Origin of the sequence: Phenylobacterium sp., assembly GCF_965229015.1 — a bacterium.
In the GTDB taxonomy this organism is placed as follows: domain Bacteria; phylum Pseudomonadota; class Alphaproteobacteria; order Caulobacterales; family Caulobacteraceae; genus Phenylobacterium.
Window position 1 is genome coordinate 1,057,770 of record NZ_CBDDIM010000001.1, and the last position, 22,106, is coordinate 1,079,875.

Consider the following 22,106-nt stretch of genomic DNA (forward strand, 5'->3'; position numbering starts at 1 on the left):
GTGGTTTCGGGCGGCCTCAGTTTGGCCGCGTGGACTCAAGGGCCGCGGCCAGGGCGGCGATTCCGTAGGGCTTGGTCAGCAGCGTCAGCCCCTCCTGGGCCGCGGCCGCGACACCGGGGCTGAACCCCGTGGTGAGCAGCACAGGCAGGCTGGGCCAGCGTCGGCCAATCTCGCGCGCCAGAGCTATGCCATCCATTTCACCAGGCATCACCAGGTCGGAAAACACGATCTCGAAGTCGGACTTGGCCTCCAGGGCCGCCACCGCGTCCGCCGCGCAATCGACGCGGGTGACGTTGTAGCCCAGCTCGATCAGCATTCCTGAGACCAGGGTGGCGACACCCTCGTCATCCTCCACCAGCAACAGATCCCCCTGCCCGCCCGGTGGGCGGGTGACAGGCGACAGGTCCGTCGCCGGGACCGGAAGCGGCGCGTCGGTCCGCGGCAGCAGCAGGAGGATGGTGGTGCCCAGACCCACCTCGCTCTCGATGCGCACGTCGCCGCCCGAGGCGCGGCTGAAGCCGTAGACCTGACTGAGACCGAGCCCCGTTCCCTTGCCCACGGCCTTGGTGGTGAAGAAGGGCTCGAACACCCGCGAGAGCATCTCCGGCGCCATGCCCGTTCCGGTATCGCTGATCCGCAACGCCACATGATCCTGGGGAATCGCATCGTCGGCGCCCGCCGGCCGATTCTCGCCGCCGATGATGATGGTCCCGCCGCCGGGCATGGCGTCGCGGGCGTTCACCGCCAGGTTCAGGATCGCCAGTTCCAGTTCCGAGGGATCGACTTGCACCCGCCAGAGGCCGTCGGGCAGATTCACCACCACCGAGATGTCCTCGCCGAGCGACCGATCCAGCAGCAGGCGCATGCCCTCCAGCTGCGAAGTCAGATCGATGACCTCCGGCCTCAGAGAGGCGCGGCGGGAGAAGGCCAGCAATTGCCGGGTGAGGCTGGCGCCTCGATCGACAGCCTGTCGCATTCCGTCGATCAGCATCTTGCGGCGCTCCGGCTTGTCGGTGCGCTCCATCAGGTCCAGGCCGCTGGAGGCGATCATCAGGATGTTGTTGAAGTCGTGGGCCACGCCGCCGGTTAGCTGCCCCATGGCCTCCATCCGCTGACCCTGGCGCAGGGCGGTCTCGGCCCGCTCCCGCTCATGCATCTCGTCCTGGAGCTGCCGGTTGGCGTCGGCGAGGTCGCTGTTGGTCCGGGTCAGCACCGCATGGGCCGCGGCGAGAACGCCCACCACCAGCAAGGCCATGACCAGCAGAAGCCCTAGGCCCAGATAGCGGGACAGACGCCGCGCGATGGGGTCTGTGTCGATGCGCAGGGCGACCGCGCCAAGGGTCTGGCCGGCCTCCGCCACCGGGGTGACGACCACCAAGTGACGCCCCACGAAGGCGGGCGCCTGCAGCTTGACGGTCGGATCGGCGCGTCCGCCGGCCTCGCGAGCATAGCCCGCCACCAAGGCGCCGCTCTCGTTATAGACCCCCGCGGAGACGACTTGGGGATTGACCCGCAGCGCGTCGACATACTCCTGAGCCGCCGGGCGATCGTCGAACGCCAGGGCGGCGGTCACCGTGGCGGCCAGGATCTCGCCTTGGGCGGTGGCCTCCCGGATCTTCTGGGCGCGATAGTTCTGCTCGTCATAGACCCCGATGGCCGCGCCGCAGAGCACCAGCAGGATGGCGCCGATGGCCGCAATGGCGGGGACCAGGCTCCAGCGGATCGGAAGTCTAGCGAGCAGGCTCATCGCTACCTCCCCGCCCGGAGGTCGAGCGCCAGGCTGAGCAGCTTGGACGAGATGGTCAGGCCGTTGGTCGCCGCGGCGGTGGGATCGATGATGAAGCGGACGCGATTGTCGCGCAGGACGAAGCTGACAATCCCCCCGGCGTTGTCGGCGCCGTCGGTTACGGTGAGCACCGGCGCGCCACGGGCGCTCTGCAGGGCCTCGGCGGCGGCAGGCGCGCGCGGCGCCGACAGATAGAGGACATGGCAGCCCGTCGCCTTCTCCATCCGGCCCAGGCGGCGGACGACGACCGGACGAACCCCGATCCTCTGGTCCCGAACGGCCTGGTCTAGGACCGCACCGAACGGGTCTCCGCCCAGGATGCAGAGGGTCACCGGCTGGGTCGGCGAAGAAAAGGCGGCGGCGGGCCATTCCACAAAGGGCACGAACTTGTAGAGATAGGTGGCCTTGACCGGAGCCTCGAGACTGCCCGCGGTGGCGGCGAGCGGCGCAAGCGCAAGGATGGCGGCGCTCAACAGCCGCCACGCAAACCGCACCTCAGAAGCCCCAGCGCAGGCTGGCACGCACACTGCGGGGGATCGCCCGGCCGGCCAGGGAGCCGCTCACGAATTCCTGGTGCTGCTCGTGCAGCAGGTTCTCGCCGACCACGGCCAACTCCACCTGGTCCGACACCCGCCAGGCCAGGCGCGCGCCCATTTCCGTATAGGCGGGAACCGCGGGCTTTTTCAGGCTGTCGATGCTGCGCAGGTCGAGATCGAAATCCACCGTCGGCGTCAGGCGCATGTGGGACCGGAGGGAAAGTTGGTAGTCCGGGTCATTTCCGGCGAAGTCGACTCCGAAGATATCCCGGCTCCCCGCATCAAGCGACAGGTCCTTGCGCAGGGCGCTCGCGCCGGCGCTGAGCCGCCAGCCGTCGCGGACCTGCCAGGCGGCCCACGCTTCGAGGCCATAGGTCTCGCCGCGCATGCCGTTGCGGATCACCAGGGGGAAGACCGCGGCGGTGCTCGCCTCCGCCGTCCGCAGGTTGTCGTAGACGTTGTAGTAGGCCGACACCGAGACCGAGAGATTGGCCGCAGGCTGTCCCCGGTAGCCCAGCTCATAGGCGATGAGGTCTTCCGAGACGAAGCCGGGCCCACCGGCCACCAGCCCCGGATTGATCAGGTCACGGTCGAATCGCGATGGCGTACGCACCCCTCGCGAGACCGCCCCCCAGAGCAGGGACCTGTCCGTGGGCCGCCAGGCGAGCCGCGCGTTGGGCATGTATTCCAGGCCCGTATAGCTGTTGTGCTCCAACCTCAGGCCCAGGGTCAGGACCAGGTTGTCGCTCAGGTCGATCTCGTCCTGAGCGAAGACGTTGCCCAGCCGGGTGGTGCGGCTGGCGGGTTCGAGGAAGGATGTGCGGAAGGCGCCGCGGAAATTGTCCCGGTTCTGGCGATAGCCGCCACCGACCACGACGGTGTGGCGGCCGCGAGGCGCCAGCGCGTACTGGAGATCCAGATTGTAGACGTCGAGACTGTCCTTGATCCCCGATGTGACGGTCCGATAGTCGCGGGCATAGTAGGCGTTGGTCTCCAGGACGCCGCCGCCCTCGCGGCTGTGGACCCAGCGTCCCGAGAGACTCCCGCCGCCGATCACACCCTCGGCCCGCGCCCCGGGGACCGGCTCGCTGGAGCCCTCGTAAGCGTCGCCCTGGAAGCTGAACGCGTCGCCCTCCCCGCCCCAGTCCAGCCTGAACCCGGCCTGGGCCTGGTCCCAGGAATCGTGACCGTCCGCCCCGGATAAGGTGCGGCTGGCGCCGTAGTCGGCGACCCGGCCATAGACGCGAAACGCCCCGGCCCCGCCAAGGCGGCCGCCAAAGCGGAGGTTGGCGACTGTGTCCTCCGGTCCCGAGGTCAGATCGAGCAGGCCGCCTTGGGTGGCGTCGGCCGCGCGGGTGATGACGTTGATCACGCCGTTCACGGCGTTGGCGCCCCAAAGCGCCCCGCCCGGGCCACTGACTACCTCGATACGCTCGATGTCGGCCAGCATCAGGCCCCGCGCATCCCAGAAGACCCCGGAGTACAGCGGCGTGTAGACACTCCGGCCATCCACCAGCACCTGCAGCTTGTTGGCCGTCGCGGTGGAGTGGTTGAAGCCGCGGGCGGAAATCCCGTAGCTGGAGGCATTCAGACGAGCGACCTGGAGATTAGGGGCCAGCCGCAGAACCTCGGGCAGGCTGTCAGCGCCCGACAGGCGGATGTCGTCGGCGTTGATCACATAGATGGCGGCCGGGGCGCCGCTCAGGGCCTCAGGGCGCCTGGACACCGAGGTGATCTCGACATCGGCGAGCTCTTCGAGGGACAGGCGGGACAGGTCGCTGAGAGCCCCGGCGTCCGCGGCGTCAGCCATGGCTGGATTGGCGACCCCGAGCGCAGCGCCTGTGCAAAGCGTCAGGACCGAGCCTCTGATCGGGCCGAAGATTGACATAAGGCGCCCCCGCCGAATCCGACCCGGCTTGTCGCCCGGTCCGCTCTACGCGTCCCAGCGTCACCAAGTCGCCCCGCAATCCACCGAAACGCGAGGGCGCCTCGTTGGTTCCGCAACGAAAAAGGGCGCCCCGTGGGGCGCCCTCGATCGCGAACGGGCCGACGCTCTTAGGCGCCGTAGCCCGCCGGCATGTCGTCTTCCTTCAGGAGGTCGTCCTTGGACACCTTCTGATCCTTCACCTTGGCCTGCTCGACGATCAGGTCGACCACCTTGTCCTCGAAGATCGGGGCGCGGAGCTGGGCTTGGGCGGCAGGGTTCTGGCGGAAGAAGTCGAAGATCTGCTGGGCCTGCGGGCCATAGCGCATGGCCTCGGCGCGCATGGCCTCGCCCAGCTCCTGGTCGCTGACCTGGACGTTGTTGACGCGGCCGATCTCGGCCAGGACCAGACCCAGGCGCACGCGGCGCTCGGCGATCTTGCGGTATTCGGTCTGCAGGACCTCGTCGGTCTTCTCCAGGTCCTCGGGAGGCAGGGTGCCGCGTTCCTTGTCGGACTGCACCTGGCCCCAGATCTGGGCGAACTCGGCCTCGACCATCTTGGGCGGCAGCGGGAAGTCGTGCTTCTCGTCGAGCACGTCCAGCAGGGCGCGCTTCAGCTTGAAGCGCGAGGCGCCGGCGTACTGGCTTTCGAGGTTGGTCTTCAGCAGCTCGCGCAGCTTTTCCAAGCTCTCGACGCCCAGGCGCTCGGCCAAGCTGTCGTCGGCCTTGGACTCCACCGGAGCCTTCACTTCCTTGACCGTGGTTTCGAACTCGGCGTCCTTGCCGGCGAGGTTCGGGGCCTGGTACTCGGCCGGGAAGGTCACCTTGACCATGACCTTGTCGTCGGGCTTGGCGCCGACAAGTTGTTCCTCGAAGCCCGGAATGAAGCTGCCCGAACCCAGCACCAGTTCGGTGTCGGCGCCCGTGCCGCCTTCGAAGGCGACGCCGTCGACGCGGCCGATGAAGTCGATCACCACCATGTCGCCGTCCTTGGCCTTCACCGACTTGCCGGTGCGGGTCTCATAGGTGCGGTTCTGCTTGGCCAGCTCGTCGACGGCCTCGTTCACCTCGGCCTCGGTGGGCTCGTAGACGGGGCGCTTGAGGGAGATCTTGGTGAGGTCGGTGGGCTCGAACTCCGGCATCACCTCGATGGCGATGTCATAGGCCAGGTCGGCCTTGCCCTCGATGACCTCGGCCATGTCGCCGTTCGGCGTCAGGTCGGGGTCGCCGGCGGGGCGCAGCTTGTTCTCTTCGAGCACCTTCTGGGTGGTCTCGTTGAGGGTCTGCTCGACCACCTCGCTCATGATGGCCTTGCCATAGAGCTTGCGGACGTGGGCCTGCGGCACCTTGCCGGGCCGGAAACCCTTGATGTTGAGGGTCGGCGTGATCTCGGCGATCTTGGCTTCCATCCGTTCCGCCAGGTCCGACATGGGGACGGTCACACCAAAGACCTTGCTCAGGCCTTCACCAGACTTCTCAACGATCTGCATCGACATTCTTGGATTTCCCGGACACGGCGCGGTCTCGCGCCTTTCAGGTCCGCCTCGGCTGAATAGGTAAGCGCCGCCAGGGCTGGCGGCGAGCGGGCGACCTTATGTCATTTCGCGGCGCGCACTCCAAGCCCAAAGAGGGCGCCAGGTCCCCTCACCCCGCGCGGCGCACCAGCAGGTTGACCCAGCCCTCGTTTTCCCGCCCGGGGCGCACGTCGCGGCCAAGGGTGAGGTCGAGGGTCTCCAGACCCCCGACCTCGGCGATCAGGACCCGGGCCGAGGCCTCGTCCAGGTCGGTGAAATGGCGGCCATAGGCCTGGCGTTCGCCGGTTCCCAGCTTGAAGGACATCTCCCAGACCCCGCCCGGAACCAGGGCGTCGCGCAGACGGGCCATGACGCCGGGCAGCTCGGCGCGCGGGACGTGCAGCAGGGAGGCGCAGGACCAGAGTCCGTCGAAGGCCTCGCGCCAGGTCACCTGGTCGAAGGTCAGGTGCAGCACCTCCAGGCCCGTGTGGGCCGAGGCCCTGCGCGCCATCTGCGCCGACCCGTCGAAGGCGGTCACCTCGAAGCCCGCCTCCCGGAAGGCCAGGGCGTCGCGGCCCGAGCCGCAGCCAGCGTCCAGGATCCGGGCGCCCGGGGCCAGGGCCTCGACGAAGCGGCGGCGGGCCTGGGACATGTCGGCATGGGCGGTGTCGGCGAAGAACCGGTCCGCGTTCTCGTCATAGTAACCGGTGGACAAGGCCGCCTCCTCGCCGAGCGAACCGACAACTTGGTGCGGGCGAGAGGACTCGAACCTCCACGCCTTGCGGCGCTGGAACCTAAATCCAGTGCGTCTACCAATTCCGCCACGCCCGCACTCGCGGCCCCCTTTAGGGGTTAGCGCCCGCCCCGCCAAGGCCCGCCAGATCCAGGGCCAGGGGAATCAGCGAGGCCAGCAGCAGCAGCGCCATGGTCACATTGAACCCCCGTAGGATCGCCGGGCGGTCGAGGAACCGACGCAGCGCGACGCCAAAGCCCGTCCAGGTCGCCACGCAGGGGCCGTTGATGGCCATGAAGACCAGGCTGACCAGCACGACATTCAGCGTGTAGTGCTCGGCCGGGGCGTAGGTGGTCACCGCCCCCAGCGCCATGGCCCAGGCCTTGGGATTGACCCACTGGAAGGCCGCGGCCTGCCAGAAGGTCTGGGGCCGCCCCCCGCCCTGCCCGCCTGCGATCCCCTTGGCGGTGGCGATCTTCCAGGCGAGCCAGACCATGTAGGCGCCGCCGATCACGGCCAGGATGTCGTGCAGGGGCGGATAGGCGGCGAAGAGGCCGCCGAGCCCCAGGCCGATGGCGATCACCATGACCGCGAAGCCGATCGCCACGCCGCTGAGGTGGGGCACGGTGGCGCGGAAGCCGAAATTGGCCCCCGAGGCCATCAGCATGGTGTTGTTGGGTCCAGGGGTGATCGAGGACACGAAGGCGAACAGCGCCAGCGCCGCGAGCAGTTGGGGAGTGAGGGACGTCATCGGCTTTCCTTGAGGTCGCCAGACAACGGACGGGGGGCGTTCGAACCCTTCGCAAAAACCCCTCGCCGTGTCGGGAGGGGTTTGGGTCGATCGAAGCTAGATCGCACTCCCCTCGCGCAGGACTACGCGCCCGGCCATGAAGGCCGGGATACAGGTAGCCAGGAGTGCGGCGCGAAGGCGGGTCACGTGTGCGGTCATCCTTTGGGACGGTCGGCACTTAGCATGCAGGGCCAAGCTTGGCCACAGGCGGGCCTAACGCAGGTCGTAGAGCCGGCGCAGCACCAGGGGGGCCAGGCCCGGCAGGTCCTCGGAGATCAGGCCCGGACCGTGCAGGTCGGCGGCCTCCGCATGGATCCAGGCGCCGGCGCAGGCGGCCTCGAAGCTCTCCATACCCTGGGCGATCAGGGACCCGATGAACCCGGCCAGGACGTCGCCCGAGCCGGCGGTGGCCAGCCAGGGCGAGCCGTTGGTGTTGACCGCCGCTCGGCCGTCGGGGGCGGCGATGACCGTGTCGGGCCCCTTGAGCAGGACGATGGCGTCGGCCTTCGCGGCGGCGCGGCGGGCCGCGGTGATCCGTTCGGGCGCGCTCTTCAGCAGGCCGGGGAACAGCCGCTCGAACTCGCCCGGATGCGGCGTCAGGACATCGTCGACATCGAGGACGGAGAACAACTCCTCCGGATCATCGCGGAAGACGGTGATGGCGTCGGCGTCGATCACCAGGGCCGCCCCGGTGCGCGCAAGCGCCAGCACGTTCAGCAGCGTCGTCTCGTTGACCCCGGCGGCCGGACCGATGACGGCGGCGTCGACGTCGGCGGCGATCTGCTCCAGCTCCACCTCGGTGTCGAAGGGCCGCAGCATGACGGCCTCCAGGTGGGCGGCGTTCACCGAGAGCGCGTCGGTGGGCGACAGCACGGTCACCAGGCCGGCCCCCATCCGCAGGCCGGCGCGGGCGGCCAGGCGCGCGGCGCCGGTGCTCCAGGCGTCGCCGCTCACCACCACCAGGCGGCCGCGGGCGTGCTTGTGGGCGCTGACCACCGGCCAGGGGAACCGCGCGAGCCAGAGCTCGGGGGTGTTCTCGATCAGGGTTCCGCCCCCGCCGGACAGACCGATGTCGGCCACCACCACCTCGCCGCAGCTGCTGGCGCCCGGCTCCAGCACGTGGACCGGCTTCTTGGCGTGGAAGGTGACCGTCAGGGCGGCGCGGAAGGCGGTGTCGCCCAAGGGGCGGCCGGTGTCGCCGGACAGGCCGCTGGGGATGTCGACGGCCACGACCCGCTCAGGCATGCGCTCGCAGAGGCGGGAAAGGCGCGCGGCCTCCCCGTCCAGGGCGCGGGCCAGGCCGGCGCCGAACAGGGCGTCGACATAGAGTTCGGCCTCGCGGCGCGATTGCCCGGCCTCGAAGGTCTCCCCCGTCCACAGCGCCGCGGCGGCCTTGGCGTCGGGCGCGACCGGAGGCGCCAGGCGTTCGACCCAGACGTCCCAGCCGCGTTCGGCCAGCAGGCGGGCCGCCACATAGCCGTCGCCGCCATTGTTGCCGGGGCCGCACAGCACGGCGGTTGGTCGCGGCGTGAAGTGCTCGCAGATGGCGTCGGCCACCGCGGCGCCGGCCCGGGCCATCAGGACCTGGCCCGGGGTTCCGGCCGCGATCGCCGCGGCGTCGGCGGCGGCCATCTCGCTGACGGTGAGGATCGGCCGCACGCTCATACTCCTGGGACTCTAGAGGACGCCGGTGGAGGCTTCGCGCCCCTGCTCCACCAGGCGCAAGGTGTTTCCATCGGTCTCCAGCACGCTGATCGAGGCGTGGTCGGGACGGAACACCAGAACGCGCTCGTCGCCGGCGAGCTGCGACATCACCGCATTGATCGCCACATAGTGGCTGAACACCGCGGTCCCGGCCCGGCCCTTGAGGGAGGCGGCCACGTCGCGACGCCAGGCGTCGTAGTCCAGATCGCCCTTCACGTCCTGCCAGCGCCCCTGGAAGACCTCGCGCAGCCAGGGCGGACGCTCCTCGGCGGTGAGGCCCTTGGGGGTGGGAATCTCGCCCACATAGGTGTCGATCTCGATCTCGACGCCGAGGGCCTCGGCGGTGGGCTGGGCGGTCTCGCGGCAGCGGCGCAGGGGCGAGCTCACGACCTTGGTGGGCCGCTCATGTTCCGGCAGGGCCAGCAGGACGTCGCGGGCGGCCTCGGCCTGGGCCTTGCCGGCGGCGTCCAGGCCAGGGTCGTCATCGGCCTCGCCCCAGACGGCGGCGGGCTTGCCGTGGCGGATCAGGTAAAGTCGCGACATGGGTGATCTCAGTCTGGAATGAACAGGTTCTTCTGGCCGTCGTCGATCTGGCTGACGGTCCCGGTGCGCCCCACCCCCTCGCGCGATTCCAGGTCCCGCAGGGTGGCTTCGTCGCTGGGGGTCTGGGCGACGAATCGGCGACCCTCGGAATCCCGGCCGACGACGATGCCCAGCATGTAGCCCTCCCGGCCATGAACGACCGTATACGTCTCTATGGTGGCGCGGCCTTGCGGCTGTTCGATGACAGCCGGGTGCGGCAGGGCGTCGATCTGGGCCTGGATCACCTTGGGGTCCTGCCGGTCGAAGGGCTTGGCGGGGGCCCGGGTGGAATAGACGCCGGTGGACTGCTTGGTGAGGAACCAGCCGTTGGCGGTGACCAGGCCCCAGTCGCCGGGATTATCCCGCAGGCGCTGCATCATCACCGCGATGGAGTGCATGGCGTAGTTGTTCCCGGGGCCGCCCATATAGGGCAGCCCGCCGGTGACGGTCAGGCCGCGGGGGTCGTCCAGCTTCAGGCCCAGCTCCTCGGCGCCGATCTCCACGGCGACGGGGAAGCAGGAATAGAGATCGATGTGGCCGATCTGATCGAGGGAGACGCCGGCCATCGCCAGGGCGCGCTGGCCCGTCAGGCGCATGGCGGGGCTGGAATGGTAGTTCTGGCGGTCGATGGGGAACCACAGGTCATAGGCGTCGGCGCAGCCGTGCAGATAGACCAGCTTGTCTTCCGCCACGCCCAGTTCGCGCGCCTTCTTCAGGCTGCAGACCAGGACCCCGGCCGCCTGATCCACCTCCATGATGGCGTTCAGGTACTTGGTGTAGGGGAAGCCCACCATCCGGTTGCGCTCGGTGACCGTGACCAGCTCCTCCGAGGAGCGCTCCACCGGGAACCAGGCCTCGGGGTTCTTGGCCGCCACCTTGGTGAAGGGGGCGAACAGGTCGCCCATCTGCTTCTGGTGGTCGGGGATCGAGCGGCCGTCGCGGGCGCGCAGGGCGTTCTCGAACAGCGGGTAGACATTGATGGGCCGGCCCAGGCCGTGGCGGTTCTCGTAGGGCGTGGAGCCCGGGCGCGGATCGCCGATACGCTCCGGCTCCGGCAACTCCTCGGCGTCGTCCCAGTCGGCGAAGCCCAGGCCCTTGGTCAGGCGCTTGGTGGCCGAGCCCAGGAACTCGCAGCCCACCACCAGGGTCATCTCGTTGTCGCCGCGGGCGATCCGCTCGCAGGCGATGTTGATCAGCTGCTGGGGACTGTTGCCGCCCATGTGCGAATAGACCGCCCAGCGCGGATCGGCGCCCAGGCGCTTGGCCAGGGTGGCCGGCGGATTGGTGGAGTGCGGCACCAGGCGTCCGCCCCCCGGCGCGTCGATGGTGAAGCCCACAACGGCCAGGCCATCCAGGGCCGCCAGGGCCTCGACGCCGAGCCCGGCGTCGCCCGCCGCGCGTTCCGCCGCAATCTTCAGCAACTGGGTCGGGGACGGCGATGCGCTGGCCTCGCCCCGATAGGTGAATTGGCCCGCTCCGATAAGAACTGGGGTCCTGTCGTCCATCTCACACGCCTCCGCCCGAACTTGAGCGGCGATCCTAGGCGCCCGATCGCCGCCGACAAAGGCGATTCCAGCAGTGGTTATTTCTTGCGCAGCTCATGCTGAGAAAATAGACATTCGCCAATTCCCATCCGCCACCGCGCAACCCTCGGCGGGCGCCCCCTTGTCGCCCCACGTCGGAGCGTGCTCGTAGCCGGCAACCGCTGGGGCGGCGCTGTTTGAGTACCAAGTCGGGCCATGAAGAAAATCGAAGCGATCATCAAGCCGTTCAAGCTCGACGAGGTGAAGGAAGCCCTTCAGGAACTCGGCGTTCAGGGCATGACCGTGCTCGAAGCCAAGGGCTACGGCCGCCAGAAGGGCCAGACCGAGCTCTATCGCGGCGCCGAGTACGTCGTGGACTTCCTGCCCAAGATCAAGATCGAGGTGGTGGTCGCTGACGACCAGCTCGAGAGCGCGCTCGAATCCATCATCGGCGCCGCGCGCACGGGGCGCATCGGCGACGGCAAGATCTTCGTGTCGGAAATTATCGACGTTCTGCGGATCCGGACCGGGGAGACGGGCGCCGCGGCCGTCTAAGACTTTAGCCTATCGAGACATCTGCAAGGGGATTACGACTATGGCGACCGCCAAGGACATTCTGAACGAAATCAAAGAGAAGGACGTGAAATACGTCGACGTGCGCTTCACCGACATCCGCGGGAAGATGCAGCACGTCACCTTCGACATCGACCTGGTGGACGATGAATTCCTGAACGACGGCACCATGTTCGACGGCTCGTCGATCGCCGGCTGGAAGGCCATCAACGAAAGCGACATGAAGCTGCGTCCGGACCTGGACAGCGCCTACATCGACCCCTTCTACCAGCAGACGACGCTCTGCCTGTTCTGCGACGTCGTGAACCCCGACACCGGCACCCCCTACGACCGCGACCCGCGCTCCATCGCCAAGGCGGCCCTGAACTTCGTGAAGGCCTCGGGCATCGGCGACACGGTGTTCTTCGGCCCGGAAGCCGAGTTCTTCATCTTCGACGACGTGAAGTGGTCGGTGCAGCCGAACAACACCGGCTATTCCTATGACTCCATCGAACTGCCGGGCAATTCCGCCAAGGAATATGCCGAAGGCAACATGGGTCACCGTCCGGGTCCGAAGGGCGGCTACTTCCCGGTCAACCCGATCGACTCGGCCCAGGACCTGCGCGGCGAAATGCTGGCGGTGATGGGCGAGCTGGGCATGAAGCCCGAGAAGCACCACCACGAAGTGGCGCCGGCCCAGCACGAGCTCGGCCTGAAGTTCGACACCATGATCGTCATGGCCGACCGTCTGCAGCTCTACAAGTACGTCATCCACAACGTGGCGGCGGCCTACGGCAAGACGGCCACCTTCATGGCCAAGCCGATGTTCGGCGACAACGGCTCGGGCATGCACGTGCACCAGTCGATCTGGGGCGAAGGCAAGCCGCTGTTCGCCGGCGACAAGTACGCCGGCCTGTCGCAGATGTGCCTGTGGTACATCGGCGGCATCATCAAGCACGCCAAGGCCATCAACGCCTTCTCGAACTCCACCACCAACAGCTACAAGCGTCTGGTGCCCGGCTACGAAGCCCCGGTGAAGCTGGCCTATTCGGCCCGCAACCGCTCGGCCTCGATCCGCATCCCGCACGTGGACAGCCCCAAGGGCAAGCGTCTGGAAGCCCGCTTCCCCGACCCCATGGGCAACCCCTACCTGACCTTCACCGCCCTGCTGATGGCCGGCCTCGACGGCATCATCAACCAGATCGATCCGGGCGCGCCGCAGGACAAGAACCTCTACGACCTGCCGCCGCGTGAGCAGAAGAAGGTCCCGGAAGTCTGCGGCTCCCTGAAGGAAGCCCTGGAGAACCTCGACAAGGACCGCGGCTTCCTGAAGGCCGGCGGCGTGATGAGCGACGACTTCATCGACGCCTATATCGAGCTGAAGATGGAAGAGGTCATGCGCCTCGCCCTCCACCCGCACCCGGTGGAGTTCGAGATGTACTACAAGTGCTAGTCGGCGCTTGAGCCACACCTAGCCAGGGGCCGGAGAGCGATCTCCGGCCCTTTTGCTTTGTGCGGGTTGCGGCTATCACCCGCCTCAAGGGAGCCGCGGCTTCCACCAAGCTCAAGGCCCAGACATGTCCGACACGCCCCCCGACCGCCTCGCGATCAGCCCCAACAGCCCCTATTACGACGCCGCCGTCCTGGAGCGCGGCGTGGGCGTGCGCTTCAAGGGCGTCGATAAGACCAATGTCGACGAGTACTGCGTCAGCGAGGGCTGGGTGCGCCTGTCGGTGGGCGCCACCGTGGACCGCAAGGGCAACGCCATGACGGTGAAGCTGCAGGGGCCTGTGGAGCCCTACTTCCGCGACCTTCCCGAGACGTGACCCCGCCGCCCCGCTTCGCGCGCCTCGTCCTCGTCACCCCGGACGGCGCCGTCGTCGGCGCCCTGCCCGCCCTCTCCATCACCACGCCCTGGTGGCAGGACATCGCCCCGGTGATCGAGGCCGTGCGCGTGGCGCACGGGATTGAGGTCACTGTCCTGCGGGTCCTGGAGATCGCCGCCAATCCGAAGTCCGTGAAGGTGACCTACCTGGCCGAGGTCGCCGAGCCGGTCGTCGCCGCCGAGCCGTGGGACGGCGAGCTGGACGAACAGCCGCTGCGCAACAGCTACGCCAAGCTGGGCGGCCCCGCGGCGGACCTGGCCTGGGCCAGGTCCGTGCTGGCGCAGAAGGGCCTGACCCCGAACGGCCCGCCGCGGCAGGTGCGGACCTGGAACCTGTCGAGCCTGTGGGCGGTCCCGGTCCAGGGGCAGACCGTCTGGCTGAAGGCCACCCCGCCCTTCTTCGCCCATGAGGCGCCCCTGATCGAGGCCCTGGCCGGCGAAGCGGTGCCGAAGCTGCTGGGCCATGGCCAAGGCCGCATCCTGATGGCCGAATTGCCGGGCAAGGACCTGCACGAGGTCGAGATCGACCAACTCTTCCCGATGGTGGATCTGCTGGTGGGCATCCAGGCCAAGTGGATTGGCCGCGAGGCGGAGCTTTTCGCCCTTGGCCTGCCCGACTGGCGCGGTCCCGCCCTAACCGAGGCCATCACCGCCACCTTCGAGCGGACCGCGCCCCAGCTCTCCACCAAGAACCGCGGGGCCCTGACCGCCTTCATCGCCGACCTGCCGCGCCGGTTCGCCGACCTGGCGGCCTGCGGCCTGCCCGACACCCTGGTCCACGGCGACTTCCATCCCGGCAACCTGCGCGGCGACGGCGCGCATCTGGCCCTGATGGACTGGGGCGACAGCGGGGTGGGCCATCCCCTGCTGGACTCCTCGGCCTTCCTCGACCGCGTGCCGGCCGAGGCGCTGGACGCTGTGCGCGCCGTCTGGCTGGCCCGCTGGCGCGAGGCGGTTCCCGGTTCCGATCCGGCCCGGGCCCTGACCCTGCTGGCGCCTATCGCCGCGGCGCGGCAGGCGGTCGTCTATCGCGGCTTCCTCGACAATATCGAGCCCGCCGAGCATCCCTATCACGCCGCCGATCCGGCCGACTGGCTGTCGCGGACCGCCGCCCTCGTGCGGGCCGAGCCTAGGCCCGACTCGCCGCGCTGACGGCGTCGATCAGGACCATCTGGGCGATGGAGTCCTTGCCGCTGGTCAGGGGCGAAGGTCCGCCCCGGCACGCATCGACGAAGGCCCGGAGTTGGAAGTCATAGGTGGGCTCGCGGCTGAAGGTCTCGCGGCGCGGCGGCTCCTCCTCGATGGTCACCTCAAGCAGGTGGCCCATCTGCGGGGCGAGCGGGTTGATTGCCTTCAGGCGGCCCAGGGTTCCGCCGACCTCGAGGCTGGCCATCGGGGCATCCGCCACCATGGAGCCGCTGACGCGCGCCGTCGCTCCGTTGGGAAACACCAGTTCGGCCTCCGTGGAATGATCCACCCCGCCGCGCCCGAAGACGCCGCTGGCCCGCACGACCGTCGGCTCGGCCCAGGCCGCCGTGCGCACCCAGTGCAGGGGGTAGGTCCCGATATCCATCAGCGAACCGCCGCCCAACTCGCGCTCGTAGCGGATCTCGGTCCCGTCATCGACGAGCTTGGTCTGGAATACCGCGGCAAGGTCGCGGACCTCTCCCAATTCGCCGGAGCCGATGATCTCCAGCACCCGGGCGAAGAGCGGATGGTAGCGGTAGTGGAAGGCCTCCATCAGCACCTTGCCGCTCGCCTGCCCCGCCGCGACCATGGCGCGGGCCTCGGCGGCGTTCATGGCGAAGGGTTTTTCGCACAGGACGTGCTTGCCGGCCTTCAGGGCGGCGATGGACAGGTCGGCGTGCCGTGACGGGGTCAGGGCGTTGTAGATGGCGTCGATGTCGGGCCGCGCGATCAGCTGTTCATAGGTCTCGGCGATTTCGGGGATTCCGTGCTGGTCAGCGAAGGCCTTCGCGCGGGCCGGATCGCGGGCGGCGACAGCCACGACGGTGGCCACCCCGGTGGCCCGCGCCGGCAGGACCATGGCCGTCGGCGCGATCTTGGCCGCTCCCAGAATCCCGATGCGCAACGGCGCCTGCGTGTTGGTCATAGGGTTGTCCCCAGGCTTGGTGCGTCAACGCGGCGCGTCCATTGCATTAGACCGGCGGGCGATTCATACCGAGCCCCCATCGAATCGATCCAGTTTCCGCCCATGCCCGACAAGCCCCAGGCTTCCCTGTTCGACGACGCCCTCAATCCCGCCCCGGCCGCGCCGCTGGCCGAGAGCCATGAGCCGCGTCCCGACCCGGCGATCACCGGCGGCTACTCAGCCAAGGACATCGAGGTCCTCGAGGGCCTGGAGCCGGTCCGCAAGCGCCCCGGCATGTATATCGGCGGCACCGACGAGCGTGCCCTCCACCACCTGTTCGCCGAGGTGCTGGACAACGCCATGGACGAGGCCGTCGCCGGCCACGCCAAACTGATCGAGGTGATCCTCGACGCCGACGGCATGCTCACCGTGAAGGACGACGGTCGCGGCATCCCCGTGGACCCGCACCCCAAGCATCCGGGCAAGTCGGCCCTGGAAGTGATCATGACCGTCCTGCACTCGGGCGGGAAGTTCTCCGGCAAGGCCTATGAGACCTCCGGCGGCCTGCACGGCGTCGGCATCTCCGTGGTCAACGCGCTCTCCGAGCGCGTCGATGTCACCGCCTTCAAGGACGGCTTCGAATGGCGCCAGGCCTTCACCCGGGGCAAGGCGATCGGCGGCATCGAGAAGCTGGGCGCCACCAAGAAACACGGCACCAACATCAGCTTCGCCCCCGACCCGGTGATCTTCGGCGAGGGCGTGGCCTTCAAGCCGGCCCGCCTCTACCGGATGGCGCGCTCCAAGGCCTATCTGTACGGCGGGGTCGAGATCCGCTGGCGGTGTGATCCTTCGCGCATCCAGGACCAGACCCCGGCGGAGGCCACCTTCCGCTTCCCCAACGGCCTGGCCGACTTCCTGGCCGAGCGAGTGAAGGGCATCGAGACCGTCACCCCCGAACCCTTCGCCGGGCGCTACGAGCGCAAGGGCGAGGCCGGCAAGGTCGAATGGGCGGTCACCTGGACCCCAGCCGGCTTCGGCGAGGCCGACAGCTTCATGCAGTCCTACTGCAACACCGTGCCGACCCCCGAGGGCGGGACCCACGAGGCCGGCCTGCGCGCGGCCCTGACCCGCGGCCTGAAGGCCTATGCCGAACTGACCGGCGAGAAGCGCGGCGGGGTGATCACCGCCGATGACGTGGTCTCCCAGGCCGGCTGCCTGGTGAGCGTCTTCGTCTCCAACCCCGAGTTCCAGGGCCAGACCAAGGAGCGGCTGTCCTCCAGCGACGCCCAGCGCCTGGTGGAAAACGCGCTCCGCGACCCCTTCGACCACTGGCTCACCGCCCAGCCCAAGGCCGCCAGCGCCCTGCTGGAATTCGTCATCGAGCGGGCCGAGGAACGGCTGAAGCGCCGGCGCGACAAGGACGTGGCGCGGGCCTCGGCGACGCGCAAGCTGCGCCTGCCCGGCAAGCTGGCCGACTGTTCGGCCAACGCCATCGACGGGGCCGAGATCTTCCTGGTGGAGGGCGACTCCGCCGGCGGCTCGGCCAAGCAGGCCCGCGATCGCCGCACCCAGGCCATCCTGCCCCTGCGCGGCAAGATCCTGAACGTCGCCTCGGCCACCCTCGACAAGATGGGCGCGAACAAGGAGCTGTCGGACCTGATGCTGGCCCTCGGCGTCCAGGCCGGATCGCGGTTCAAGGAAGAGGACCTGCGCTACGAGCGCGTGGTGATCATGACCGACGCCGACGTCGACGGCGCCCACATCGCCAGCCTGCTGATCACCTTCTTCTACCGGACCATGCCCGACATGATCCGGGCCGGGCGGCTCTATCTGGCCCTGCCGCCGCTCTACCGGATGAGCCACGGGGGCAAGACCATCTACGCCCGCGACGACGCCCACCGCGAGGAGCTGCTGGCCACCGAGTTCAAGGGCAAGAAGCCGGAGATCGGCCGCTTCAAGGGCCTGGGCGAGATGATGCCGGCCCAGCTCAAGGAAACCACCATGGATCCCAAGAAGCGGATCCTGGCCCGGGTCACCCTGCCCCGCTCCGAGGAGGCCGTGGAGGACCTGGTGGAGGCCCTGATGGGCCGCAAGCCGGAGTCGCGCTTCCGCTTCATCCAGGAAAACGCCGAGTTCGCCGCCGCCGACCTCGACTGGACCTGAAGACCCACAATCGTCGCCAAGACGAGGTTCGCCAGAACCCCAAGTCGCGGAACGCGTTGACTTGAAGGCGGCAGCCCCTATCTTCCGCCGCGCGCAACGATCGCCGTCCGCGCCGCCGCGGTTCCGCATGCCTCTTTACCGGGCGCGTTTCCGCCCAAATAGCAACTGATGACCGAATTTTCTGAACTGGGCCTATCGCCCGCTACGCTCCAGGCCGTGGCCGACACCGGCTACACCACCGCCACGCCGATCCAGGCCGAGGCCATCCCCGTCGCGCTGCAAGGCCGCGACGTCCTTGGCATCGCCCAGACCGGCACGGGCAAGACCGCCGCCTTCACACTGCCGATGATCGATCGACTGGCCGCCGGCCGGTCCAAGGCGCGCATGCCCCGCGCCCTGGTCATCGCGCCGACCCGCGAACTGGCCGACCAGGTTTCGCTGTCCTTCGAGAAATACGCCAAGGGCCAGAAGCAGAAGCTCTCCTGGGCCCTGCTGATCGGCGGGGTCTCCTTCGGGGACCAGGAAGCCAAGCTCGATCGGGGCGTTGACGTCCTGATCGCCACCCCCGGCCGCCTGCTGGACCACTTCGAGCGCGGCAAGCTGCTGATGACCGGGGTGCAGATCCTGGTGGTCGACGAGGCCGACCGGATGCTCGACATGGGGTTCATCCCCGACATCGAACGCATCTTCAAGCTGACCCCGGCCAAGAAGCAGACCCTGTTCTTCTCGGCCACCATGCCGCCGGAGATCACCCGGCTGACCAAGCAGTTCCTCAATGATCCGGTGCGGATCGAGGCGACTCGCCCGGCCACCACCGCCGACACCATCACCCAGTACCTGGTCCGCCTTCCCACCTCCGATCCCAAGGCCAAGCGCACGGCGCTGCGCATGCTGATCGGCGCCGACGACGTGCGCAACGGCATCGTCTTCTGCAATCGCAAGTCCGAGGTCGATATCGTCGCCAAGTCTCTGAAGACGCACGGCTTCGACGCCGCGCCGATCCACGGGGACCTCGACCAGACCACCCGCATGCGCACCCTGGAAGCGTTCCGGAAGGGCGAGCTCAAGCTGCTCTGCGCCTCCGACGTGGCGGCCCGCGGCCTGGACGTCCCGGACGTCAGCCACGTGTTCAACTACGACGTGCCGCACCATGCCGACGACTACGTGCACCGGATCGGCCGCACGGGCCGGGCGGGCAAGCTCGGCAAGACCTACATGATCGTCACCCCGGCCGACGCCAAGAACATCGACAAGGTGCTCAAGCTGATCGGCAAGGCGCCCGAGGAGATCACCCTGGAGGGCGTCGACTTCGCCGCCATCAAGGACGAGAAGCGCAGCGACAGCCGCAGCGGCGGCCGTGATCGCGGCCGGGGCGGCGAACGCTCGTCGGGTCGCGGCGACCGTGATCGCGAGCGCTCGCGTCCGCGCACCCCGCATGGCGAGGTAGCCTCCCTCGATCCCTTCGTGGCCGATCCCGAAGCCGTCCGCGCGCCCAGGCCTGAACCCGTCGCCGAGGCGCCTAAGGCCGAGGCCGAGGCCAAGCCGCGCGGTCGCGCCCGTGGCCGTGTCCGCGCCACCGAGGCGGACACCGCCCCCGCCCCGGCGGAAGCCGTGGCCCAGCCCGTCGAGGATCGCGCCCCGCGTCCCGAACGCAGCGAGCGTTCGGAGCGTGGCGAACGTCCGCGCCGCGAACGCGAGGATCGTCCCCGCCGCGACGCGGCGCCGACCGAGACGCGCGCGCCCCGGGAACGCGAGGACCGGCCTCGCCGCGACGCCGCGCCCACCGAGGGTCGCGCGCCCCGGGAACGTGACGATCGTCCGCGCCGCGACGCCGCCCCGACCGAGGGCCGTCCCTCTCGGGAACGCGACCGCGACCGGCCCCGCCGCGAGGAGCGCGACGACGGCGACCGCGTGGTGGGCTTTGGCAATGACATGCCGGCGTTCTTGAAAATCGCCCCGACCCGGCCTCCGAGCGAAGATTAAGCGACGCAGGGGTCCCAAACGAGCGTCGCTTTAACGGCTCGTTTGGCTATGCGGCTTATCGTCCTTCCCAAGCTCAGGTCGACCGCAATGCGCGCGGGTCCGGCCTGGAGATCGGGGAACCTGTACGATGAGCGGTGGGATCGAAGTCAAGCTGCGCGGGCCGGATGCCTATATCCTGGCGCGCAAGGCGCTTTCGGCCATGGAGCAGCATCAGATTTGGCCGACGGCGGTCAATTTCGAGCTGTGGACTCACTGCGTCGGCGATCCGGAGGGCGACCTGGCCCGGGAGATCACCCGAATCATCTCCACCGGTGAGGCCTTCACCGACAACCTCAGCGACGAGTTGGCGGCGGTCTACCTGCCCAAGGCCCGCCTGAACGAACAGATCCGCGACGCCGGAGACGCCCTGACCAAGGAGCTGGCCAACGTCTCCGAAGCCATCGAGACCGCCCAGAAGTCCAGCGTCGCCTACGGCCAGACCCTGGCCACCGCCTCGAAGTCCCTGAGCGAGCGCGACGACGCCGGCCACGTGAAGTCGATGATCGACACCCTGGCCACCGCCACCAAGCGCGTGCAGAAGGAAAACCGGTCGCTGGAAAAGCGGCTGACGGACTCCACCGCCGAGGTCGCTCGCCTGCGCGAGCACCTGGAACAGGTCCGCCGCGACGCCACCACCGACGGCCTCACCAACCTGGCCAACCGCAAGGCCTTCGACGACGAGCTGGAGCGGGCCTGCGCCGAGGCCGACGCCAAGGGCGAGAGCCTGGCCCTGGCGGTCATCGACATCGACCACTTCAAGAACTTCAACGACACCTGGGGCCACCAGACCGGCGACCAGGTCATCCGCTATGTCGCCAGCGTGATCGGCGGCCGCGGCGCCCCGCCCCGCTTCGCGGCCCGCTACGGCGGCGAGGAGTTCGCCCTGATCTTCCCCCGCGAAGGCGGCGAGCTGGCCCTGGCCACCCTGGAGGAGATCCGCGAGGAAGTGTCATCGCGCATGCTCAAGCGCCGCTCCACCAACGAGGACCTGGGCACCATCACCGTCTCGGCCGGCCTGGCCGAACGGCTGCCCGGCGAAAGCGCCCACAACTTCATGGAACGCGCCGACGGGGCCCTCTATTCCTCCAAGCGCGGCGGCCGCAACCGGGTCAGCCGGGCCGAGTCCGTGGCCGTGGCGGCATAAGCTTCCGGACGGGGACGCTTTTCCCCTAGCCTGACGCGGGGGTATCCTCCCTTAGATCGTGCGCAACGACGCCCGGGAGGAAACCATGGCCTATTCCAAGCTCAAGACGTCCGTGCAGGACGGTGTCGGCCTGATCACCATGACCGATCCCGGCACGCTGAACGCGGCCGGCCTGGATCTCATGGATGAACTGCAGCAGGCCTTCGACGCCTTCGCCAAGCCGGATTCCGGCGTCCGCTGCGTGGTGCTCACCGGCGAGGGCCGCGGCTTCTGCTCCGGCGCCAACCTCTCGGGCCGCGGCGGGCCCCAGGCGCCCGCGCCTGATCCCGAGGGCCCCGACGCCGGGGCGGCGCTGGAGAGCGTCTACAATCCCTTCATGAAGGCCCTGCGCGACTATCCTGTCCCCATCGTCACGGCGGTGAACGGCGTGGCCGCCGGCGTCGGCTGCTCCCTGGCCCTGATGGGCGACCTCATCGTCGCCGCCGAAAGCGCCTATTTCCTGCAGGCCTTCCGCCGCATCGGCCTGGTGCCGGACGGTGGCTCCACCTACCTGCTGCCCCGGCTGATCGGCAAGGCGCGGGCCATGGAGATGGCCCTGCTGGGCGACCGCCTGCCCGCCAAGACGGCGCTGGACTGGGGCCTCATCAACCGCTGCGTCCCCGACGATCAGCTGATGACGACCACAATGGAGCTGGCCAAGGCCCTGGCCACCGGTCCCTGGGCCCTCGGCTCCATCCGCAAGCTGATCTGGGAGAGCCTGGACGCCGAATGGGCCGACCAGCTGCACGCCGAGCGGATGGCCCAGAAGGCGGCCGGCCGGACCGAAGACTCTCGGGAAGGGGTCGTCGCCTTCCTGCAAAAGCGGCCGGCGGCGTTCACGGGCCGGTAGGTCCGCGCAGCGTCCGCCCGGCCTGAACGGGGAATACGCCCATGAAACTGATCGTCACCATCTTCGGCGCCCTGCTGGCGCTGCTGGGCGGGGTCTGGGTCCTGCAGGGGCTCAACATCCTGCCGGGCAGTTTCATGACCGGGGATATCAAATGGGCCATCTATGGCGGGATCGCCGTGGTCGTGGGACTCATCCTCATCGTCTGGAGCCGGCGCAGGACCTAGGTTTGGCCTTGCCCCGACCTCTCCGGCCCCCGATCGTGAACCC

Annotated in this window: 19 protein-coding genes and 1 tRNA gene; 9 read left to right on the forward strand and 11 right to left on the reverse strand. The window is 68.8% G+C overall.

Annotated elements, in window-relative coordinates:
• Window positions 1-16 precede the first annotated feature (16 nt).
• The 10 genes from ACO06I_RS05285 to ACO06I_RS05330 form a co-directional block, all read right to left on the reverse strand.
• Window positions 17-1,747 carry an ATP-binding protein gene (locus ACO06I_RS05285; RefSeq protein ID WP_421931546.1) on the reverse strand — a complete coding sequence of 577 codons (1,731 nt, stop codon included), beginning with the start codon at window positions 1,745-1,747 and terminating at the stop codon, window positions 17-19.
• A 2-nt stretch (window positions 1,748-1,749) separates the two neighbouring features.
• On the reverse strand, window positions 1,750-2,259 hold the full coding sequence (locus tag ACO06I_RS05290; protein WP_421931547.1) for a YfiR family protein: 510 nt from the start codon (window positions 2,257-2,259) through the stop codon (window positions 1,750-1,752).
• 22 nt (window positions 2,260-2,281) lie between these two features.
• A complete protein-coding gene (locus ACO06I_RS05295) occupies window positions 2,282-4,132 on the reverse strand; it encodes a TonB-dependent receptor plug domain-containing protein (RefSeq protein WP_421931548.1) in 1,851 nt (616 codons plus the stop codon).
• Window positions 4,133-4,377: 245 nt separating this feature from the next.
• The gene (gene tig, locus ACO06I_RS05300; protein WP_421933600.1) at window positions 4,378-5,736 is read right to left on the reverse strand and encodes a trigger factor; all 1,359 of its coding nucleotides are present in this window, start codon (window positions 5,734-5,736) and stop codon (window positions 4,378-4,380) included.
• 154 nt (window positions 5,737-5,890) lie between these two features.
• Window positions 5,891-6,475 carry a class I SAM-dependent methyltransferase gene (locus ACO06I_RS05305; RefSeq protein ID WP_421931549.1) on the reverse strand — a complete coding sequence of 195 codons (585 nt, stop codon included), beginning with the start codon at window positions 6,473-6,475 and terminating at the stop codon, window positions 5,891-5,893.
• Window positions 6,476-6,506: 31 nt separating this feature from the next.
• Window positions 6,507-6,591 (reverse strand) — tRNA-Leu (locus ACO06I_RS05310).
• A gap of 14 nt (window positions 6,592-6,605) precedes the next feature.
• Entirely contained in the window at window positions 6,606-7,244 is a 639-nt protein-coding gene (locus ACO06I_RS05315) for a LysE family translocator (RefSeq protein WP_421931550.1), read from the reverse strand.
• A 252-nt stretch (window positions 7,245-7,496) separates the two neighbouring features.
• Window positions 7,497-8,948: an NAD(P)H-hydrate dehydratase gene (locus tag ACO06I_RS05320; protein WP_421931551.1), complete on the reverse strand. Its 1,452-nt coding sequence runs from the start codon at window positions 8,946-8,948 to the stop codon at window positions 7,497-7,499.
• Between the two features lie 12 nt (window positions 8,949-8,960).
• Window positions 8,961-9,530 (reverse strand): histidine phosphatase family protein, encoded by a 570-nt coding sequence (locus ACO06I_RS05325; protein ID WP_421931552.1) that lies wholly within the window; start codon window positions 9,528-9,530, stop codon window positions 8,961-8,963.
• A gap of 8 nt (window positions 9,531-9,538) precedes the next feature.
• On the reverse strand, window positions 9,539-11,074 hold the full coding sequence (locus ACO06I_RS05330) for an acetyl-CoA acetyltransferase (protein ID WP_421931553.1): 1,536 nt from the start codon (window positions 11,072-11,074) through the stop codon (window positions 9,539-9,541).
• 234 nt (window positions 11,075-11,308) lie between these two features.
• On the opposite strand from ACO06I_RS05330, the gene ACO06I_RS05335 reads away from it, so the two are divergent.
• The 4 genes from ACO06I_RS05335 to ACO06I_RS05350 all read left to right on the forward strand — a co-directional run bounded on the left by ACO06I_RS05335 (window position 11,309) and on the right by ACO06I_RS05350 (window position 14,681).
• Window positions 11,309-11,647, forward strand: a complete 339-nt coding sequence (locus ACO06I_RS05335) for a P-II family nitrogen regulator (RefSeq protein WP_421931554.1) — start codon at window positions 11,309-11,311, stop codon at window positions 11,645-11,647.
• A 40-nt stretch (window positions 11,648-11,687) separates the two neighbouring features.
• Window positions 11,688-13,097, forward strand: a complete 1,410-nt coding sequence (glnA, locus tag ACO06I_RS05340; RefSeq protein ID WP_421931555.1) for a type I glutamate--ammonia ligase — start codon at window positions 11,688-11,690, stop codon at window positions 13,095-13,097.
• A 124-nt stretch (window positions 13,098-13,221) separates the two neighbouring features.
• The gene (locus ACO06I_RS05345) at window positions 13,222-13,470 is read left to right on the forward strand and encodes a DUF3297 family protein (protein ID WP_421931556.1); all 249 of its coding nucleotides are present in this window, start codon (window positions 13,222-13,224) and stop codon (window positions 13,468-13,470) included.
• Entirely contained in the window at window positions 13,467-14,681 is a 1,215-nt protein-coding gene (locus ACO06I_RS05350) for an aminoglycoside phosphotransferase family protein (RefSeq protein WP_421931557.1), read from the forward strand. Before ACO06I_RS05345 ends, ACO06I_RS05350 begins: the two co-directional genes overlap by 4 nt.
• Here ACO06I_RS05350 and ACO06I_RS05355 read toward each other — a convergent pair.
• The gene (locus ACO06I_RS05355; protein ID WP_421931558.1) at window positions 14,659-15,642 is read right to left on the reverse strand and encodes a Gfo/Idh/MocA family protein; all 984 of its coding nucleotides are present in this window, start codon (window positions 15,640-15,642) and stop codon (window positions 14,659-14,661) included. The genes ACO06I_RS05350 and ACO06I_RS05355 overlap by 23 nt on opposite strands.
• Before the next feature lie 102 nt (window positions 15,643-15,744).
• Here ACO06I_RS05355 and parE point away from each other — a divergent pair, with 102 nt between their 5' ends.
• From parE to ACO06I_RS05380, 5 genes are all read left to right on the forward strand, one after another.
• A complete protein-coding gene (gene parE, locus ACO06I_RS05360) occupies window positions 15,745-17,784 on the forward strand; it encodes a DNA topoisomerase IV subunit B (RefSeq protein ID WP_421931559.1) in 2,040 nt (679 codons plus the stop codon).
• 168 nt (window positions 17,785-17,952) lie between these two features.
• On the forward strand, window positions 17,953-19,767 hold the full coding sequence (locus ACO06I_RS05365; RefSeq protein ID WP_421931560.1) for a DEAD/DEAH box helicase: 1,815 nt from the start codon (window positions 17,953-17,955) through the stop codon (window positions 19,765-19,767).
• Between the two features lie 127 nt (window positions 19,768-19,894).
• Window positions 19,895-20,950 (forward strand): GGDEF domain-containing protein, encoded by a 1,056-nt coding sequence (locus ACO06I_RS05370; protein ID WP_421931561.1) that lies wholly within the window; start codon window positions 19,895-19,897, stop codon window positions 20,948-20,950.
• A gap of 85 nt (window positions 20,951-21,035) precedes the next feature.
• On the forward strand, window positions 21,036-21,839 hold the full coding sequence (locus ACO06I_RS05375) for an enoyl-CoA hydratase/isomerase (RefSeq protein ID WP_421931562.1): 804 nt from the start codon (window positions 21,036-21,038) through the stop codon (window positions 21,837-21,839).
• Window positions 21,840-21,880: 41 nt separating this feature from the next.
• Window positions 21,881-22,063: a hypothetical protein gene (locus ACO06I_RS05380; protein WP_421931563.1), complete on the forward strand. Its 183-nt coding sequence runs from the start codon at window positions 21,881-21,883 to the stop codon at window positions 22,061-22,063.
• The last annotated feature ends 43 nt before the right edge of the window (window positions 22,064-22,106 follow it).

Bases quoted from the DNA above. Each gene is read 5' to 3' on its own strand.
- ACO06I_RS05285 (WP_421931546.1), bottom strand. From the start codon at position 1,747: ATGAGCCTGCTCGCTAGACTTCCGATCCGCTGGAGCCTGGTCCCCGCC.
- ACO06I_RS05295 (WP_421931548.1), bottom strand. From the start codon at position 4,132: ATGGCTGACGCCGCGGACGCCGGGGCTCTCAGCGACCTGTCCCGCCTG.
- tig (WP_421933600.1), bottom strand. From the start codon at position 5,736: ATGCAGATCGTTGAGAAGTCTGGTGAAGGCCTGAGCAAGGTCTTTGGT.
- ACO06I_RS05315 (WP_421931550.1), bottom strand. From the start codon at position 7,244: ATGACGTCCCTCACTCCCCAACTGCTCGCGGCGCTGGCGCTGTTCGCC.
- ACO06I_RS05320 (WP_421931551.1), bottom strand. From the start codon at position 8,948: ATGAGCGTGCGGCCGATCCTCACCGTCAGCGAGATGGCCGCCGCCGAC.
- ACO06I_RS05325 (WP_421931552.1), bottom strand. From the start codon at position 9,530: ATGTCGCGACTTTACCTGATCCGCCACGGCAAGCCCGCCGCCGTCTGG.
- ACO06I_RS05330 (WP_421931553.1), bottom strand. From the start codon at position 11,074: ATGGACGACAGGACCCCAGTTCTTATCGGAGCGGGCCAATTCACCTAT.
- ACO06I_RS05335 (WP_421931554.1), top strand. From the start codon at position 11,309: ATGAAGAAAATCGAAGCGATCATCAAGCCGTTCAAGCTCGACGAGGTG.
- glnA (WP_421931555.1), top strand. From the start codon at position 11,688: ATGGCGACCGCCAAGGACATTCTGAACGAAATCAAAGAGAAGGACGTG.
- ACO06I_RS05345 (WP_421931556.1), top strand. From the start codon at position 13,222: ATGTCCGACACGCCCCCCGACCGCCTCGCGATCAGCCCCAACAGCCCC.
- ACO06I_RS05355 (WP_421931558.1), bottom strand. From the start codon at position 15,642: ATGACCAACACGCAGGCGCCGTTGCGCATCGGGATTCTGGGAGCGGCC.
- parE (WP_421931559.1), top strand. From the start codon at position 15,745: ATGCCCGACAAGCCCCAGGCTTCCCTGTTCGACGACGCCCTCAATCCC.
- ACO06I_RS05365 (WP_421931560.1), top strand. From the start codon at position 17,953: ATGACCGAATTTTCTGAACTGGGCCTATCGCCCGCTACGCTCCAGGCC.
- ACO06I_RS05370 (WP_421931561.1), top strand. From the start codon at position 19,895: ATGAGCGGTGGGATCGAAGTCAAGCTGCGCGGGCCGGATGCCTATATC.
- ACO06I_RS05375 (WP_421931562.1), top strand. From the start codon at position 21,036: ATGGCCTATTCCAAGCTCAAGACGTCCGTGCAGGACGGTGTCGGCCTG.
- ACO06I_RS05380 (WP_421931563.1), top strand. From the start codon at position 21,881: ATGAAACTGATCGTCACCATCTTCGGCGCCCTGCTGGCGCTGCTGGGC.